This window comes from Motilimonas sp. 1_MG-2023, assembly GCF_030547455.1.
Taxonomy (GTDB): Bacteria; Pseudomonadota; Gammaproteobacteria; order Enterobacterales; family CBDFNC01; genus Motilimonas.
In genome coordinates this window covers 1-16,107 of record NZ_JAUOPX010000064.1, presented here as the reverse complement: position 1 = coordinate 16,107, position 16,107 = coordinate 1, and the positions used below count along the sequence as shown (strand labels likewise).

Annotated in this window: 16 protein-coding genes; 8 read left to right on the top strand and 8 right to left on the bottom strand. The window is 44.2% G+C overall.

Annotation, left to right across the window (positions count from 1 at the left end; genetic code table 11):
• The coding region (locus Q4519_RS20465; protein ID WP_303515592.1) for a transposase at positions 1–750 on the top strand (750 nt) is incomplete at its 5' end.
• Between the two features lie 270 nt (positions 751–1,020).
• Positions 1,021–1,464, top strand: a complete 444-nt coding sequence (locus Q4519_RS20460; RefSeq protein ID WP_303515591.1) for a hypothetical protein — start codon at positions 1,021–1,023, stop codon at positions 1,462–1,464.
• Positions 1,465–1,661: 197 nt separating this feature from the next.
• On the opposite strand, the gene Q4519_RS20455 is transcribed toward Q4519_RS20460, so the two are convergent.
• Positions 1,662–4,130, bottom strand: a complete 2,469-nt coding sequence (locus Q4519_RS20455) for an ABC transporter permease (protein ID WP_303515590.1) — start codon at positions 4,128–4,130, stop codon at positions 1,662–1,664.
• Positions 4,127–4,798, bottom strand: a complete 672-nt coding sequence (locus Q4519_RS20450; RefSeq protein WP_232800090.1) for an ABC transporter ATP-binding protein — start codon at positions 4,796–4,798, stop codon at positions 4,127–4,129. The genes Q4519_RS20455 and Q4519_RS20450 overlap by 4 nt, the downstream gene beginning before the upstream one ends.
• On the opposite strand from Q4519_RS20450, the gene Q4519_RS20445 reads away from it, so the two are divergent.
• The 4 genes from Q4519_RS20445 (at position 4,797) to Q4519_RS20430 (ending at position 9,373) form a co-directional block, all read left to right on the top strand.
• Positions 4,797–5,405 carry an arylesterase gene (locus tag Q4519_RS20445; protein ID WP_303515589.1) on the top strand — a complete coding sequence of 203 codons (609 nt, stop codon included), beginning with the start codon at positions 4,797–4,799 and terminating at the stop codon, positions 5,403–5,405. The genes Q4519_RS20450 and Q4519_RS20445 overlap by 2 nt on opposite strands.
• A gap of 226 nt (positions 5,406–5,631) precedes the next feature.
• On the top strand, positions 5,632–7,545 hold the full coding sequence (gene speA / locus Q4519_RS20440) for a biosynthetic arginine decarboxylase (protein ID WP_303515588.1): 1,914 nt from the start codon (positions 5,632–5,634) through the stop codon (positions 7,543–7,545).
• Between the two features lie 214 nt (positions 7,546–7,759).
• Positions 7,760–8,686: an agmatinase gene (gene speB, locus Q4519_RS20435; protein WP_303515586.1), complete on the top strand. Its 927-nt coding sequence runs from the start codon at positions 7,760–7,762 to the stop codon at positions 8,684–8,686.
• A gap of 147 nt (positions 8,687–8,833) precedes the next feature.
• The gene (locus tag Q4519_RS20430) at positions 8,834–9,373 is read left to right on the top strand and encodes a hypothetical protein (RefSeq protein WP_232800094.1); all 540 of its coding nucleotides are present in this window, start codon (positions 8,834–8,836) and stop codon (positions 9,371–9,373) included.
• 4 nt (positions 9,374–9,377) lie between these two features.
• Here the strand turns inward: Q4519_RS20430 and Q4519_RS20425 are convergent, their stop codons facing one another.
• The 3 genes from Q4519_RS20425 to yghU all read right to left on the bottom strand — a co-directional run bounded on the left by Q4519_RS20425 (position 9,378) and on the right by yghU (position 12,642).
• Entirely contained in the window at positions 9,378–10,490 is a 1,113-nt protein-coding gene (locus Q4519_RS20425; protein WP_303515583.1) for a DUF3541 domain-containing protein, read from the bottom strand.
• A gap of 132 nt (positions 10,491–10,622) precedes the next feature.
• Positions 10,623–11,621: a DUF3080 family protein gene (locus Q4519_RS20420; protein ID WP_303515579.1), complete on the bottom strand. Its 999-nt coding sequence runs from the start codon at positions 11,619–11,621 to the stop codon at positions 10,623–10,625.
• Positions 11,622–11,778: 157 nt separating this feature from the next.
• Positions 11,779–12,642, bottom strand: a complete 864-nt coding sequence (yghU, locus tag Q4519_RS20415; RefSeq protein ID WP_303515593.1) for a glutathione-dependent disulfide-bond oxidoreductase — start codon at positions 12,640–12,642, stop codon at positions 11,779–11,781.
• Between the two features lie 200 nt (positions 12,643–12,842).
• Between yghU and Q4519_RS20410 the strand changes: the two genes are divergently transcribed.
• Positions 12,843–13,304, top strand: a complete 462-nt coding sequence (locus Q4519_RS20410; RefSeq protein ID WP_303515578.1) for an Hsp20 family protein — start codon at positions 12,843–12,845, stop codon at positions 13,302–13,304.
• Between the two features lie 280 nt (positions 13,305–13,584).
• Positions 13,585–14,601, top strand: a complete 1,017-nt coding sequence (locus Q4519_RS20405; RefSeq protein WP_303515576.1) for a hypothetical protein — start codon at positions 13,585–13,587, stop codon at positions 14,599–14,601.
• 14 nt (positions 14,602–14,615) lie between these two features.
• Here Q4519_RS20405 and Q4519_RS20400 read toward each other — a convergent pair whose 3' ends face one another.
• The 3 genes from Q4519_RS20400 to Q4519_RS20390 all read right to left on the bottom strand — a co-directional run bounded on the left by Q4519_RS20400 (position 14,616) and on the right by Q4519_RS20390 (position 16,012).
• Positions 14,616–14,930, bottom strand: coding sequence for a transporter substrate-binding domain-containing protein (locus Q4519_RS20400; protein WP_303515574.1), 315 nt, complete (start codon positions 14,928–14,930; stop codon positions 14,616–14,618).
• 34 nt (positions 14,931–14,964) lie between these two features.
• Positions 14,965–15,363 carry an ABC transporter substrate-binding protein gene (locus tag Q4519_RS20395; RefSeq protein WP_303515572.1) on the bottom strand — a complete coding sequence of 133 codons (399 nt, stop codon included), beginning with the start codon at positions 15,361–15,363 and terminating at the stop codon, positions 14,965–14,967.
• Between the two features lie 124 nt (positions 15,364–15,487).
• On the bottom strand, positions 15,488–16,012 hold the full coding sequence (locus Q4519_RS20390; protein ID WP_303515569.1) for a hypothetical protein: 525 nt from the start codon (positions 16,010–16,012) through the stop codon (positions 15,488–15,490).
• Positions 16,013–16,107: the final 95 nt, after the last annotated feature.

Genomic DNA, 16,107 nt, shown 5'->3' with positions numbered 1-16,107 from the left:
GACTTAACTGATGCTGAGGTGGCCTATCGCTGGCAGCAATTATTCGCTTTGCCATTATTGGTGGGTGATTGGTTAGCCGAGAAACCACAAAACAGTGCTGAAAAGGTGGTGGTTAGTGAGTGTATTGCCAAATGGCGTGGCAGACTGATGGACATCAGCTGGTTTATGCGCTGCCTTAATGAAGATATCGCACGCAAAGCCAATAAAGAAGACGGCTGTAAGGGCTACTTCTGGGAAAGCCGCTTTAAAAGCCAAGCATTACTGGATGAAAAAGCGCTGCTGACTTGCATGGCCTATGTCGACCTGAACCCTATTCGAGCAGGTATGTGTCAAAGTGTTGAAGAGCAAGAGTTCACTTCAATGCAAGCGCGTTTACAGCAATGGCATGCCAATCATCACAACGCGGAAACCAGCCCAAACAAAACCCAGTTACTCCCCTTTGAAAAGCAATTCGACACTCAGCAACCCATCGAAATCCCTTACTATTTCGAAGAATATTTACACCTTGTTGACTGGACGGGTCGCGCCATTCGCGATGATAAGCGCGGTTTTATCCCCGCCAACCAACCTAAGCTGTTGCAAAGCTTGGGCATTGAGCAAGAAACTTGGTTACATTTGGTAAAAGATTTTAGTCGCAGCTTTGGCAGCGCAGCAGGTAGCTGGGAAGCATTGACTCATCACAGTGAGTTAGCGGGCCATTGTTGGTCTCGCGGTCAGGTTGCTTGCCACCAACTGAGTGGTTACGGCTAAGCCATATTCATTAATTTATCGTTTGATATCAAATGCTTTGAATGAGTAAGTTTTGGTACGCCGATATTTCAGATAATATACATTTGTTCGGTTATGTTGAACGCTTAGGTGCTTGCTCGCATCGCTTATGATTAGAAAGAAGCGGCGGCAAAGGCAGGACACCCTCCTAAACTTGAAGCTGGCCGTGGAGAAGTTGCTCTGCATTTAAGAGGGTGTTCAGTTCGTCGTTGTCCAGTTCGTCCTCAGTCTCGTTAGCACTCAAGAGTAGTTATGGAACAATTACAAAAATTCGAATCACTTGGCTTGCCTGACGAATACTATGAAGTATGCGAGCAGCATCCAATGAGAATTGGTGAGCCGATAGAGAAAATGCCCTATAAGGAAATACTGAAGGCGAGTGAAGGGAAAATTGAGTTGAAGAAGCTCAAGGGCCCAGGTACATGCTTAGAAGTCACAGGTCTTCCTGATAGCATATCTTTAAGTTTTGTGATTCAAAGCCGTACCGGAGTGGAAGCACATATAAAATTCAGCGCGTTTGAAAAAGAGTATTTACATAGTTTTGCTACATTTTCTTTTGCTGCAAAAGAGGCCGCCGCCAAAGAAAAGCCTAAGCCTCCTTACCCAAGGCCCCAAGCTCACTCATTGGCTGAGATAGTTGAGGTGTTCGTAAAGTTAAAAGGGCTGGCCTTAAAGTTCAATGAGGCCATACTGTGAAAAGTGCTAAAAAAGGCAGTAAAAAAGGCAGGACACCCTCTTAAATTTGAAGCTTGCAGAGGGATCCAATTATTAAAGAGGGTGTACAATGTTTATCTATGCTCATGGGGGCACCACTTGCCGCCTATCTGCAACTCCAAGTAGTTTGGATATAAGCGCTGGTGGGGTAGTCATCCACCAGCGTTTCATTAAGTTTATTACGCCCGCAACGGCGCCAGCAGTTGTTTAAACATGCTTAAGGTGATCACGTAGATCAAGGCAAGCGCCAACAGCGGCAGGGTAATAAACAGGTAAAAGTGTGATTGCACCGGCAATTCAAAGCCCCATTTTACCACGGCGGCAATAATGCCTTGGGCGCCAAGGGCGGCGGTAAAGCCTGCTATTAATGCCATTAAACCGTACTCGGCCCACAAGGTGGCGCTAATGCGTTTTTTGCTGGCGCCGAGGGTGCGATAAAGTTTTATCTCTTGCTGGCGCTGCGACACACTTAAGCGCAGTAAAGTAAGCACTAACAACAAACCACTTAACACCGCTAATGCCGCTAATACGGTGAGTGACCAAGCGACTTGCTGGAGCAAGGATTGGATCCTTGTGGCCATGCTGCGTAAATCTAACAAGCTCACGGTAGCGTAATCACGCGCTAACTGATTCAGTAGGCCAGTTTGTTGGTCATCAATACGAAAACTAACTAGCCAAGTGGTAGGCAAATCGGCCATCACATCAGGGCTGAATATAAAGTAAAAGTTTGGCTTCATATTGCGCCATTCTACTTTGCGAATGCTGTTTACTTTGGCGCTAAAGCTTTGACTGTTAACACTGAAATGCAGTGTGTCACCGAGCTTTATGTTGAGCCGCTTGGCAATATCTTGCTCAACGGACACGCCACGCTCTGTGCTCCATTTACCCTCAAGCACTTCATTATGACTTGGCAGTTGCTGCAGCCAAGTAAAGTTCAGCTCGCGGCGCAGTGCGGAGTCTTTTTCCTTGTCTGCTTCAGTTTCTGGTTTAGTCGCCACCGCTGCCGATACCGACTGCAACACTTCATCGTTGCGCTGAGTTAAGCGGCCGCGGATCACTGGGTAAGCTTGTGAATGATCCAACTGCCATTGGTCCAGTTGATTAATATAAGCGTCAACTTGGTTAGGGGCGATGTTAATGGCAAACACGTTGGGCGCATTGGCGGGCAAGGTTTGTTGCCAGTCATTAAGTAAATCACTGCGCAGTAGCCAAATAACACTTAATAGCATTAGCGAGCAGGTGAGGGCACCTAACTGCGCCATGCTGGCAATGCGGCTACGATTTAAGCGGCTTAAAGCCAGCGTAACGGCTGGCCCCCAACGTTTTTGCTGCAACAGTTTAGTGATGAGTAAACCCAGTGCGCCTAATAGCACTAGGATCACCGCTAGCCCGACGAGGGTTAGCCACATCATTTTATTGTTACCAAACCAAACGATTAAGCTGATCAAAGGCAACAGCAACAAAGAGTAAGCCCAATACTGTTTTTTAGTTGGCGTGTCTTGACCGATGATAGACGTGGCCGGCGTGGCCAGCAAATGCAATAAACTAATGCCCATGCTTGGTAGGCCAACTAACAGCGCAATGCCGATACTCACCAGCCATGGACTAAAGCCGATACTAGGAAGTGGGTCAGGCAGTAAATCCGTCAGTGGCAGGCGCAATAGTTGCTCAAGTAAAAAACCACAACTAATGCCAATGGCAATGGAGAGGCCAAATAACATCGCCAACTGACCCGCTAACCAGCGCCTTAGCCAAGCTTGACTTGCACCTAAACTTTTCAGCATAGCAACGGTGCTTTGTTGACTATTACGATAATGCTGACTGGTCAGCACCAGTGTTGCCGACGCCATCAGCAGCACCAACAATAAGGTTAGAGATAGGTATTGCTGCGCCTTGTTAATAAATTCAGCGCTGCGACCTTGGCTTTGTTCGCTCAACCAGCGCTGACTGGCGGTAATGCTTATTTCTTGTTGTAGCTGGTTTAATGCGCTATCTGGACCGGAAAAATACGCGCGATAGCTTAATCGCCCACCCGGCACCACTGCGCCCGTTTTGGCAATATCATCCAAGTGGATAATGGCGCTCGGCATTTGATTGAACGGGTTAAACGACAGCTCTGGGTCTTCCGCTATTTTCCCTGATACTGTTAGCTCAGCATCGCCAATCGCGACGGTGTCGCCGATGCGAACGTCTAACAAATTAAACAGCCTTTCTGCTAACCACAATTCATTGGGCTGCACATGCTGGCGCATGGTAAGGTTTTTTTCATTGGCTGTTAAAGGGCTGGCATCGAGTTGTAACTCACCGCGTAGCGGGTAGTTGGTTTCCATTGCCTTTAAACTGATCAGTTGCATGCCATTGTCACTAAACGCCATGGTGCGAATGCGCGTTTGCTGACTAATGGTTAAGCCAAGCTTCTTCGCGCTGGCTAAGGTGTCGGGCGAAATAGGTTGTTGGTTTGATACCAGCACTAAGTCGGCGCCAAGGGCGCTGCGACCTTGGTCAACCATGATTTTATCAACTCGCGTTACCAGTGCAGATAGCGCGAAGACACAGGCAATAATTAAACTCAGAGCGAGGGTGATCGGCCAAAGCTGGCCTTGCCAGCATTCACGCCAGCGCCATTTTAACAGCAGATTATTTTTCATGATGCCACCTTACCAGCGGCAATTTTTAAGGTGCGATCGCAACGTTCGGCCAAGGTTTGATCGTGAGTGACCAGTACCAACGTAGTACCATGTTCACGGTTAAGTTGAAACAGCAACTCGACAATTTTACTGGCCGTTTGTTGGTCTAAGTTTCCTGTTGGCTCATCAGCAAATAAAATTTTCGGCTGGCTAATAAAGGCGCGCGCTAAGGCAACTCTTTGCTGCTCACCTCCTGACAGTTGTGACGGCAAGTGATGGGCACGTCCCGTTAGTCCAACTTGCTCTAATAATTGGCTAGCACGGGCTACATCTTGATCTTGGCCTTGGATTAAATAAGGCAACATGACATTTTCGATAGCAGTGAGGGTTGGGATCAGCAAAAAACTTTGAAACACAAAACTAATATGTTCACAGCGCAAGGCGGCGCGAGCCTCTTCATCTAATTGCGAAAGAGGTTGGCCGAGTAAACTTATTTCGCCAGCACTGGGCACATCTAGCCCAGCCAATAAGGTCATTAAGGTGGATTTGCCAGCACCGGATGGGCCCACGAGCGCGATACTTTCGCCTGCGCTAACCTGAAGAGAAACATCTTGCAAAATGGTCAAAGTGTCGTTAGCTGTGCTAACTTGCTTGACTAGGTGGTCAGCTATAATTACGGGATCAGACATGGTTAAACCTTTTATTTATTGTATTTTACTTGGCTGGAGCCTGATATCAGGCGCAGTGCACAGCCAAACGTTACTCATTTTGGGCGACAGTTTAAGTGCTGGTTATCAAATGGCAGCGCAGCAAAGCTGGCCGACGTTATTGCCACAAGTGATGGCGCAGCAAGGCAAATCTATTAAGGTCGTCAACGCCAGTATTTCTGGTGACACTACAGGCAATGGCTTAGCCAGATTACCTGATTTACTTAAGCTACATCAACCACAGCAAGTATTAATCACATTAGGTGCGAATGATGGTTTGCGTGGCTTTGCGCCAGACATCATACGCAGCAACCTCACTGAAATGATCAATTTAATTCAGCAAGCCGGTGGCCAAGCCATGTTAATGCAAGTGCAAGCGCCGCCAAATTACGGCAAACGTTACAGCCAAGCGTTTGCTCAGGTGTTTCAGCAAGTGAGCGAAGAGAAGCAAGCTCCCTTGCTGGCATTTTTTCTTGAACCGATTATTTTACAGCCCGATTTAATGATGGCTGATGGTTTGCACCCTAAAGTGGAAGCGCAACCTATTATTGCGGAATTCGTTGCTGGGCAGTTAAAGCAGTACCTGTAAATTAAATTGAGTAGAAAGCTTTAATTAACTTATTAATTTTATTAGGTTATATGAAGTGGAAAATTTTCTTTTCTTAAGGCTAAAATTATTTCGTTGGACGGCACGAAGGCAATCGTTTTTTATGCGGCCAACCGGACTGTTGCGAAGCTAAACAGGCTTAAGAAGTGCGGCTAGTGGGTTGAACAATAATCAGCCTAAAATTTTATCGTATGTATTTGGAACACCCATGAAAAAAGCAACAGATCTAGAAAGCGTTCGCGCTAGCTACAATGTACGTCACTGGAGCCAAGGTTTTTACGGCATTAACGATGAGGGTAACGTGTATGTTGCGCCAAAAGCGAGCCAGCCAGAGCACACCATTGCGCTGAGTGAGATTAGCGCACAAATTCAAGCGCAAGGTTTAACCTTGCCTGCTTTAGTGCGCTTCCCACAAATTTTGCATCAGCGGGTACACAGCTTATGTGCAGCATTCAACCAAGCCATTGCTGACTACCAGTATGACGAAAAATATTTGTTGGTTTATCCGATTAAAGTAAACCAACAGAAAGAAGTGGTAGACGAGCTATTAGCTAGCCAAAAAGATAATGAAGTTAAACAACTGGGTTTAGAAGCAGGCAGTAAAGCTGAATTGTTAGCGGTGTTGGCACTAGCACAAAAAGTGAGCTCGGTGATTGTATGTAACGGCTACAAAGACCGCGAATACATTCGCTTGGCACTGATTGGTGAAAAGTTAGGCCATAAGGTTCATATTGTTTTAGAAAAAATGTCTGAACTAGAGATGGTACTTGCTGAAGCGAAAAAACTAAATGTGTCACCGCGTTTAGGCCTACGTGTACGCTTGGCTTCACAGGGTAAAGGCAAGTGGCAAGCCAGTGGTGGTGAAAAATCGAAATTCGGTTTATCAGCATCGCAAGTGTTACATGTTTTAGAAGTGCTAAAGCAAAACAACCAAGTAGAAGCGTTGCAGTTAGTGCATTTTCACTTAGGCTCACAAATGGCTAACATTCGTGACGTGCGCACCGGTGTAAGTGAAGCAGCGCGCTTTTATTGTGAATTGCGTGAGCTTGGCGCTAAATTGTTATGCATGGACGTGGGCGGCGGTTTAGCGGTGGATTACGACGGTACGCGTAGTCAATCATCAAATTCAATGAACTACAGTTTGGCTGAGTACGCTAACAACATCGTTTACACCATAGGTGATATTTGTAAGCTGTATAATCAGCCGATGCCGATGATTATTTCTGAGTCGGGCCGTGCGTTAACCGCGCACCATGCGGTGCTAATTTCAAATGTGATTGGCGCAGAAAGCTATGCGCCTGAAGCGTTGGTGCCGCCGGCTGTGGATGATCCATTATTGCTGCAAAACATGTGGCGCTCTTGGTTGCAGCTAAGTGATCGCAATGACGATCGCGCGTTAATTGAAATTTACCATGACTGTCAAAGTGACTTAGCCGAAGTGCACAGTCAATTTTCGATGGGTGTACTTAACCTACCGCAACGCGCTTGGGCTGAGCAGCTTAACTTACGTTTGTGTTTTGAGTTAAACCAGTTATTAGACAGTAAGAATCGTTTTCATCGCCCGATTATGGATGAGCTAACAGAAAAGTTAGCGGATAAGTTTTTTGTTAATTTTTCGTTGTTCCAGTCACTGCCGGATGCATGGGGGATTGATCAAGTGTTCCCTGTATTGCCATTAACGGGATTAGACCAAGAGCAGAGCAGTCGTGCGGTACTGTTGGATATTACTTGTGATTCTGACGGCACGGTTGATCAGTACGTGGACGGTCAAGGCATTGAAACCACTCTGCCAGTGCCAGCATGGTCATCTGAGCAAGAGTACCTAATGGGCTTTTTCTTGGTTGGGGCATATCAAGAGATTTTGGGTGATATGCATAACCTATTTGGTGATACCCACAGTGCAGTAGTGATGATGGATGAGCAAGGTAACGCCACAGTCACTGAGATCAACGAAGGGGATACCGTAGAAGACATGTTGCGTTACGTGCATTTAGACGCCGACGAGTTTAGAGCGTCTTACCTTGAGTTGATTAAGGCCAAAATCCCAGCGGATGAACAAGACAGCGTGTTTGCTGAATTGGATTTAGGTTTAAAAGGTTATACTTATTTAGAAGATATTTAAGTTTAATATCTTAGTTTAATATCGCAGCATAAATGCTGTTCCTACGTGTGTGTCGTACTTTGTGAGAGCGGTATTTTTACCGCGATGAAGCGCGTGCTGTGTCGCACTTTGTGGGAGCGGTATTTTTACCGCGAAGCGACAATAAAAGAATAGCCAAGCCAACTGTCATGGTTGGTATTTAGGTAATAGCAAGTCAATGAAAGGCTTAATGCAGATGAACGATGTATTTCAGCAAGTGGATAACTCCTTATATTCCAATGCTATGACGTTTTTACGTCAGCCCTTAGTGCAAAACCCTCTTAACACCGATGCTGATATTGTGGTGCTAGGATTGCCATTTGATATGGCCACTTCCGGCCGCTCGGGGGCGCGCATGGGGCCAGATGCTATTCGCCGAGCATCGGTTAACTTAGCTTGGGAAGGCCGCCGTTTTCCTTGGCAATTTAATCTGCTGCAACATACTAAAATTGTCGATGCTGGCGACTTGGTATATAGCTGCGGAGATTCACAAGCGTTTTGCGATCAGCTTGAATCAGCAGCAGACCAAATATTGGCCAGCGGCAAAACGTTATTAGGTTTAGGTGGTGACCACTTTGTTACCTTGCCGTTGCTTCGTGCTCATGCGAAAAAATATGGCAAAATGGCATTAATTCATTTTGATGCCCATACCGACACCTATAGCAACGGTAGTCGCTACGATCACGGCACCATGTTTTATCATGCCCCTAATGAAGGCTTAATTGATAAGCATCGCTCAGTGCAAATTGGTATTCGCACTGAATATACCGAAAAAGAGCATGGCTTTAATGTTATTAATGCGATGCAGGCTAATGATTTATCGGTGGCAGACATTGTTGCTTCAATCAAGCAAACGGTGGGCGATCTACCTGTGTATCTAACCTTTGATATCGACTGCATCGATCCTGCTTTTGCGCCGGGTACGGGCACGCCGGTGTGTGGCGGTTTAACTACCGACAAGGTATTAAAAATTATTCGTGGTCTTGAAGGGCTACCGATTGTGGGCATGGACGTGGTAGAAGTGGCTCCGGCTTATGATAATAGTGAAGTAACAGCGTTAGCCGGTGCTACCATCGCGCTGGATTTAATGCACTTGTGGACGTTGCAAAATAAACAGTTTTAGATATTGGGAATGGCTAACCAAGGAAAGTGAGCCGCCTACTTTTCTTGGTTACTGCTTGAACTGGTTGTATATTTTCCGCTTTGAAGATTGCAATTTGATAACTAAATAGTCAATATGCGCCTAGTTATAACGAATTTTGAGATTTTTATGAGAAAATTATTTGTAGTAGCTTCATTTGGTCTACTTGTCAGTGCTCAGGTATCTGCTGGGGCTCGTGAAATAGTGACTGAAACCACAAAAGAAGTGGTTTCATTTACCAAAGATTTTTTTGGCGGGATCAACGAAGGTGTCGATGAAGGGCGTGCGAATACTACTTCAGTAGATGGCGCTATTGTTGTCACTAACTTAGAAGAGTTTGAGCAACACTTATTAGTTGAAATATTAACCGTGGAGAGCGTCGCCGAAAGCAACAACCTGCGAGTAGAAGTTGGTTTTAAAAATCAATCTGACAAACAAGTTCGCATCGCAAATCTTGACGATCAAGGTAATGTGCTGCTCATTGATTCTGATGGTTACATAACACGATTAACTCATGTTAGCCGACATTTATCTGAGCTTACAATCCCTGCTAAAGCCGGCCAAAAACACGATTTTATCTTTAACGCTGATATCTCAAAAGCCGATAAATTAAGAATTTGGCAAAAAGAGATGGAGCTTGCTGCTGTGATAGATAAACAACAAAATTAATGTGTTACTTGTGCACCAAGCCATAAGGCGGATTAACGACCATGTCCGGCGACGCTTGCAACGATTTCTCCGTTAAGAAACCTTGCCAATCCAGTAGCATTATCGCTAATACATTGCGGTGCTCGCCGCGCGCTAAGTTAACATCACCGGTTACTGACGGCACCATATTATGCTGGCGGTTGATGGCTTTACTAATAGTAGTTCGGGTTTTCAACACCACCGGATCATCATCTAATTGTGCCAGTAAAAAGTTAATGCCTACTTCGGCTATTACATCTTCTTTACAACGCTTTAGGATCTCGTCGATATTGTTGCGATAGTAGTCAAAAATCCATTGATGATCGGACTCTTTGACTGGCTGTAAATAGTATTGTGAGTCAGCAAAAATAATATGGCTGAGACCGTAAATTTTATTATTAAACTGTTGTTCACTGAGTCGGTGATCTTGTGAGTCAGGATAAACTTGGCGAAATGCCTTAGTAAACTCAGCTACCACGTCTTGTTCGCCTAACTGACGTAACCAATATACCTGATTAGCCAGTTGCGCGGCCCATGCTTTAATCATTGCAGGATCGCTAACATAGGCAGCAAAGTCATAACGCTTAAGTACCTTCCTTAACTTGGCATCTTGTTCATGTTTAAGGCCAAACTCGTTAGCCCTGGCCATATTACTGAGTAAATCAATACCAAGAAACAGATATTCTGGATAGGCCAAAGTGGCTTGATAACGGCGCTTTGAACGCTCGTCGCTTTTGCCCTTGAGCTTGTTGAGTTTTTGTAATGAATATTGCTGAACTTGCTCTGGCGTTTGTATTTCATGAGCAAATTTATTGAGGTTATTAGCAATACGAGCGGCATCCACCCAGAGTGATAAGGCGTACTTCGGATCTTGAGTTTGTCGGTGCATCCGCAGCCCAAAGTGGGCAAAGGTGTAGGGGGCTAAGGTAAATAGGGCAGCTTCATACTTGGCTTTAATTAACTGTGCGTCTTGTTTAAAGTTATGCTGGGAGTCGCTAATGGTTAGCGGATGATCAGACGCTACTTTAGCATAGCTAAGAGGGGCTGAGCTTAATCCGAATAGTAACGCTGTGAGTAGAGCGTAATAACGCAATTTCATGATGTGCCTTGGTCTGTATGTTGCTGATTGTGGAGGATGCTAGCAGTAAATTAAATAAAAAACGCTGCTGTTAGATCACATCTTAGTTGATACCTGCTGTAAATAGCATAACGCTTATTCACTGACCTAAACCTAACCTCCCACTTTCTGCTGACAACGCTCAAACAAGGTTTGCCATTGTTGCTGGTGGGCAAGGTTGGCTTGCTGTAAGCGCTGTTGCGTTGCTAATACACTGTCTAACTGCTTGGTTACACTATTATCAAGTTGAGCGGGGTAAGGTTTGAGTAAGGCTGCTAACAGCGGCATTACCTGATGTAATTCAGTGTTAATTTGGCTTAGATAAGGCTGCATTTGTTTAATAAAGCGATGTGAAAAAATGGCTTTTAACTGACTAAAAGGCACATCGTTACGCTTACTATGGCAATTTATGTCAGCTTGGTTTTGGCTGAGTAGGGAAGTGGCTTGCTCTAATTGAGAGCTGGCAACATCAGCACTGTGCAGCAAACTAGCAACATAACGGCTTTGTGCCAAGAGAGCTAAATGCTCAGGTAGCAGCTTCAACTGCCGCAATAAAGCCGCGGGGATGGTCGCCGTTGTTGAGGCGGAAATACTGTTTACCTGCTGTTTAATTTCAATCAAGTAATTTAGGCTTTGCTGACTTGCTAAAGCAAAGCGGTGGCCTGATGCTGGATATAGCTGAGTATACTGGGCAAAAAAGCGATAACTGGACTCATCACTCAATAATAGGTTCCAAAAATAACTGGGTAGCTTGGCGCGTTTTTCTTTTGCCAGCGCGGATAAAAAATCACGCTCACTATTGGGCATTTCTTGCTCTGTTTGCAAACACTGAGTTAGTTGATTCAGTAAGGTCAGTTGAAACACAAAATTGTCAGCCCCGCTTTGATGTTTATTTAAAATCTGATTTTTTTCGCTAGCCAGATACAGTAAATCACACTGTTTTAATTGCAAACTCTCCAGCAGGGTGAGCTGCGAGTCGAGTTCAGCCAAGGTTAAATCACGACGCGCTGGAAAGTGCTGACTACTTTTTGATGTGACAGGGTGTTCGAATGCTTGCGCAAGCAACTCATTATATTGGTTGATTGCTAGCTGCTCAGGTTTACTGCAGCTCAAGAGTAATGCACAACTTATTATAATTGTTGCTAGTTTAATCATGTGTTTGCAATTATCAGGGCTGTTTTTGATATGGATATTCCATCAGTATTGATGAGTATCAATTGGCGAAAAATGGCTTACTGGTATTTACCAGTAAGCCTTTTTTAACCTTTATCTATGTTGAGGGCGCTAAGGCTAACACCGCATCAATATCTTGTGCGTGATGGCGCTCTGCCAACATTTCCCAAGGCTCACCCCAAGTGCGGTTGACTATTTTACCTCGTTGTACGGCTGGGCGGTCGGCAATTTGCTTCGCCCATCGTTGCAAATTAGAGTAGCTTTCAACGTCTAAAAAGGTGGCCGCATCGTATATGTTGCCTAGCGCTAAGTTGCCATACCAAGGCCAAACAGCCATGTCGGCAATGCTGTACTCGTCGCCGGCAATAAACTCGTGTTTTGCTAGTTGCTGATCTAACAAGTCCAGTTGACGTTTCGTTTCCATGGCAAAGCGATTGATGGGATATTCAAACTTTTCTGGTGCATAAGCGTAAAAATGGCCAAAGCCACCACCGAGATAAGGCGCTGAGCCTTGTAGCCAAAACAACCAGTTCATTACTTGGCTGCGTGCAGCTAAGTCTTTCGGTAAAAAACGGCCAAATTTTTCGGCCAGATAAAGTAAAATTGCGCCTGACTCAAACACATTAATTGGGGTTGGGGTTGAAGTATCGAGTAGGGCCGGTATTTTGGAATTAGGATTTATTTCAACAAAGCCTGATGAAAATTGGTCACCGTCACCAATTTTTATTAAATGGGCATCGTATTCAGCAGCCGTTTCACCCAGTGCGAGTAACTCTTCCAACATAATAGTCACTTTTTGGCCATTGGGGGTGCCCATGGAATAGAGCTGCAGTGGATGCTCACCTACAGGCAGTGTTTGTTGGTGCCTTGCGCCCGCTGTAGGGCGATTAATACTGGCCCAAGTGCCGCCATTATCACTTTCTTGTGTCCAAATTTTTGCTGGAACATAACTTGCCATAATGTTGTTTCCTCTGTTTATTTTCCATTGTTGTGCACCGCTTTTCTAACAACCTAGCATAACTGAGTCTGAAAAAAGTTCGAAAAATACTTGAAAATATTTTACGTGCCCCTAGATAAATGGGTGAGGAGAGATGCTCAAATAATGAGACTGCCTCAAATTAATTGCTTTTGTTTTATATTGCTTCTAATGGAGGATGTATTATGAACCCAGTTGATTTAACCCCACTTTACCGCAGCAGCATTGGTTTTGATCGCTTAGGTGCGTTAATTGATAATGCACTATCGTCTGATCACGCATCAGTTGGCTACCCGCCCTACAATATTGAGGTGCTTGATGAAAATCGTTATGCGATAACCGTTGCTGTAGCGGGTTTTACCGAGGATGAGCTCGATATTCAGGTTGAAAAAAATGTACTCACTATCTGCGGTAAAAAGCCTAATAAGGAAGAGCGAAAATATTTATACCAAGGTATCGCAAACCGAAGTTTTGAGCGTAAATTTAATTTAGCGGATTTTGTTAAAGTAACAGGCGCAGACCTGAATAACGGACTACTGATGATCAGTTTAGTGAAGGAAATTCCTGAAGCGATGAAGCCTAAAACTATCATGATCAACCAAAAGCAGCCTGCTTTAGAGCATGCAGCTGAAGATAACGCTGCTTAATCTTGTTATTAAGGCTCCGCAAGGAGCCTTATTGTCATCTTCTCTTCTTGCTAATGCCTTACCAATTTTTCTGTTTGTGGATTTGAATTTGTGACCCTGGTTCGGTAACTATCTCTTAAACTGGTGGCCGCGGTGTATTGGTTGGAGCGCTAAAGCTTCTTTGGTGTACTTAACGTCAGATCGTAACATAGTATTAACTTGCCTAAGGAATAGTTGGCTCATTTCCTAATCTCAGTGCTTGCATAGTATGTTCTCAAATTTGTTATCTGTAGAGGTATAAATGAAAAAGGTTATTTTATTAATCGCGCTTGCAGTGCTTAGCTCTGGTGTTAGGGCGAGTGAAGAGAAGCAAGCGGCATTGACGATTAAAAGCATTGCAAGTGACGACAGAAATATGCCTGTCGAGGTGTATTATTGGTATCCGACAGATGCAAAAGCAACGAATTACGTTTTTGGTAACGGCAAGGTTTTTGCCGCGAACGAGGCTAACTTAAACGCGCCCATTTCTTTAGGTAAGTATCCTGTTGTACTTTTATCTCATGGTGGTACACGCTCTTCATTCTTTCATACGGGTTGGATTGCATCAGCACTGGCAGAGAGTGGTTACATCGTTATCGCGCCTAAACCTCCTTCTGCTGTCGAAATAACACCTGATTTGGCCGTGGATGAAATAGCGCATAGGGTGAGTGATTTAGCCCTCGGATTTTCTCATTTAGATAGCATTGATATGTTAAGGCTGAGCGCTGATAAAGACAAAGTATCGGGTGTTGGTTTTTTTCTGGGCGGTACATCCATGCTATTACTTTCTGGTGCCAAGCTAAGTCCCAGTAAATATAGGGCTTCATGTGATGGCGACAACACCAACGTTGATTGTGGTTGGTTAGCAAAAAATAAGGTGGATATAACACAGACCTCTGATCATAAAGTTAACCAGAGTAAGTCCATTAATGGCATGAAGTCTGTGGTCGTCATTAACCCTGAGCTCACAAGTGTATTTGATGAAAATACACTTAAAATGATAACACCTGCTGTTACTGTGATTGATCTGACAGCGCGCCATCATCTGGCACTAAAACCGGCCAAGTTAATCTCTGCTATACCAAGGTTAAAGCTAATAAAAATAAACACTGCCACGGAATTTAGTGCCTTTGCTGTTTGTACAGATCAAGGTACAAAAATACTTGCTGCAGAGGGGGAAGAGGTTATTTGCCAAGAAATTGGGCATCAGTCTAGGCCGCAAAATCACCAACGTATCGTCACGCAAGTATTGGCAGCTTTAACTGACTCGTTAGAATGATGGGCGAGTGCAAGTTAGCGAAGCTTATTATAGTAGGTGCTAATGATCCTTTGATAGCTACCATCTTGCTTCATCTGCTTTAGCGTTTGGTCAAATTGATCCCGCGTTAGTGCCAAGTTGCGCTTTTTTGAAAAGGCAATATAACTGGCAATATGTTCTAAGGCTGGCTTGAGTTCACGAATATCATTAAGTTGGGCCGCTTTGTTCACGTTAGCATAAGCGCCGAAGCGATTACTGATAATGATGGGAACTCGGCCAACCAGTAATTTACGCATGTTTTGCTCGCCTTCATTACTTAGCTCGACGCTATTAATTACGCCTTCATTCATTGCCGCCGCCCAAGACTTGCCATAATTAACGCCTTTAACAACGCCGACAGTCTCCTCTTAGGGTTTCCAAATCGCCATTAAATTCCAAGGTAGAATCAGATCTGACAAACAAAGAAATGGTTTGCCAAAGCAGTATTTCATGAGAGTAATCGGCAAACTTTTCTCGTTCAGGGGTTTTAAACGCAGTAAAAATGGCATCTGCTTGCCCTTGCTCTATATAGCGAATGGCTCTAGACCAAGGCAATACTCTAATTTCAGCTTGAATACCTAAGCGGCCAAAGGCTTCTTTAACAATATCGACTGCAATGCCTTTTACTTCCCCGGCTGACTCGTATTGGTAGGGAGGGTATTGCAACGTTACCAGATCGAGCTTTTGGGCAAAGCTGGTGGAGGCAAGAAAAATCGTTAGCAACAGGCTATGGTATATGGCCATTTCCAGCCTCCCTTAAAAGCGCTTCTTAAAGAATAGCCCACAATGGGTTTTATCCATATTAATCCGCACTCGGTTCAATTTTTCGCGTTTTGAGGGGGCATTTTAGATAAGCTTGATTAACTATTTACAGTCTCTTTTCTTCAGGAGCTTTTGGTGGGGAAGAATGGAAGGTTTTCAGCATATCAGCCGCACTTTCAGGAGAAATTTGTTTACTTCGCTCTTGTTCTTTGAGCTTTTGGGCAAATTCTTCGCTTATTTCAATTACAGTCAAACTTTTACTGGCTATCTGTTGTTCGAGTGCCGTTATTTCTTGTTCTTTTTCCTCTTTATTGAGTGTATTTGACAGTTTTATTTTCGATACTTCAGCTTTCAATATTTTTATTTCTTCGGCAAGCCTATCTTTTACCTGTTTCATTTTCCTGTAATCAACAGGTAGATTGTTTACCTTTTTTTCATATTCTTGTTTGGCTAACCCATACTCTATTTCTTTCTGCTCAAAGGTCTTATTGCTTTGTTTTTTATCAATATCAAGTATTGTTAATGCTTCAGAGGATAAACTAACTTTTGTCTCCCCACTTTCTGCAACATGAGACTGAGGCGTTGAGGAATTTGTTTTAACATTTTTGTCACTATCGCTATGGATACTCAAACCTTTATCTGGGTTTGCATGTTCTGGTCAACCAAAACTGGACACCTTTAGTTGAGAATTTTCAAACTCCACTGGTGACAGATCACCATTGGCTG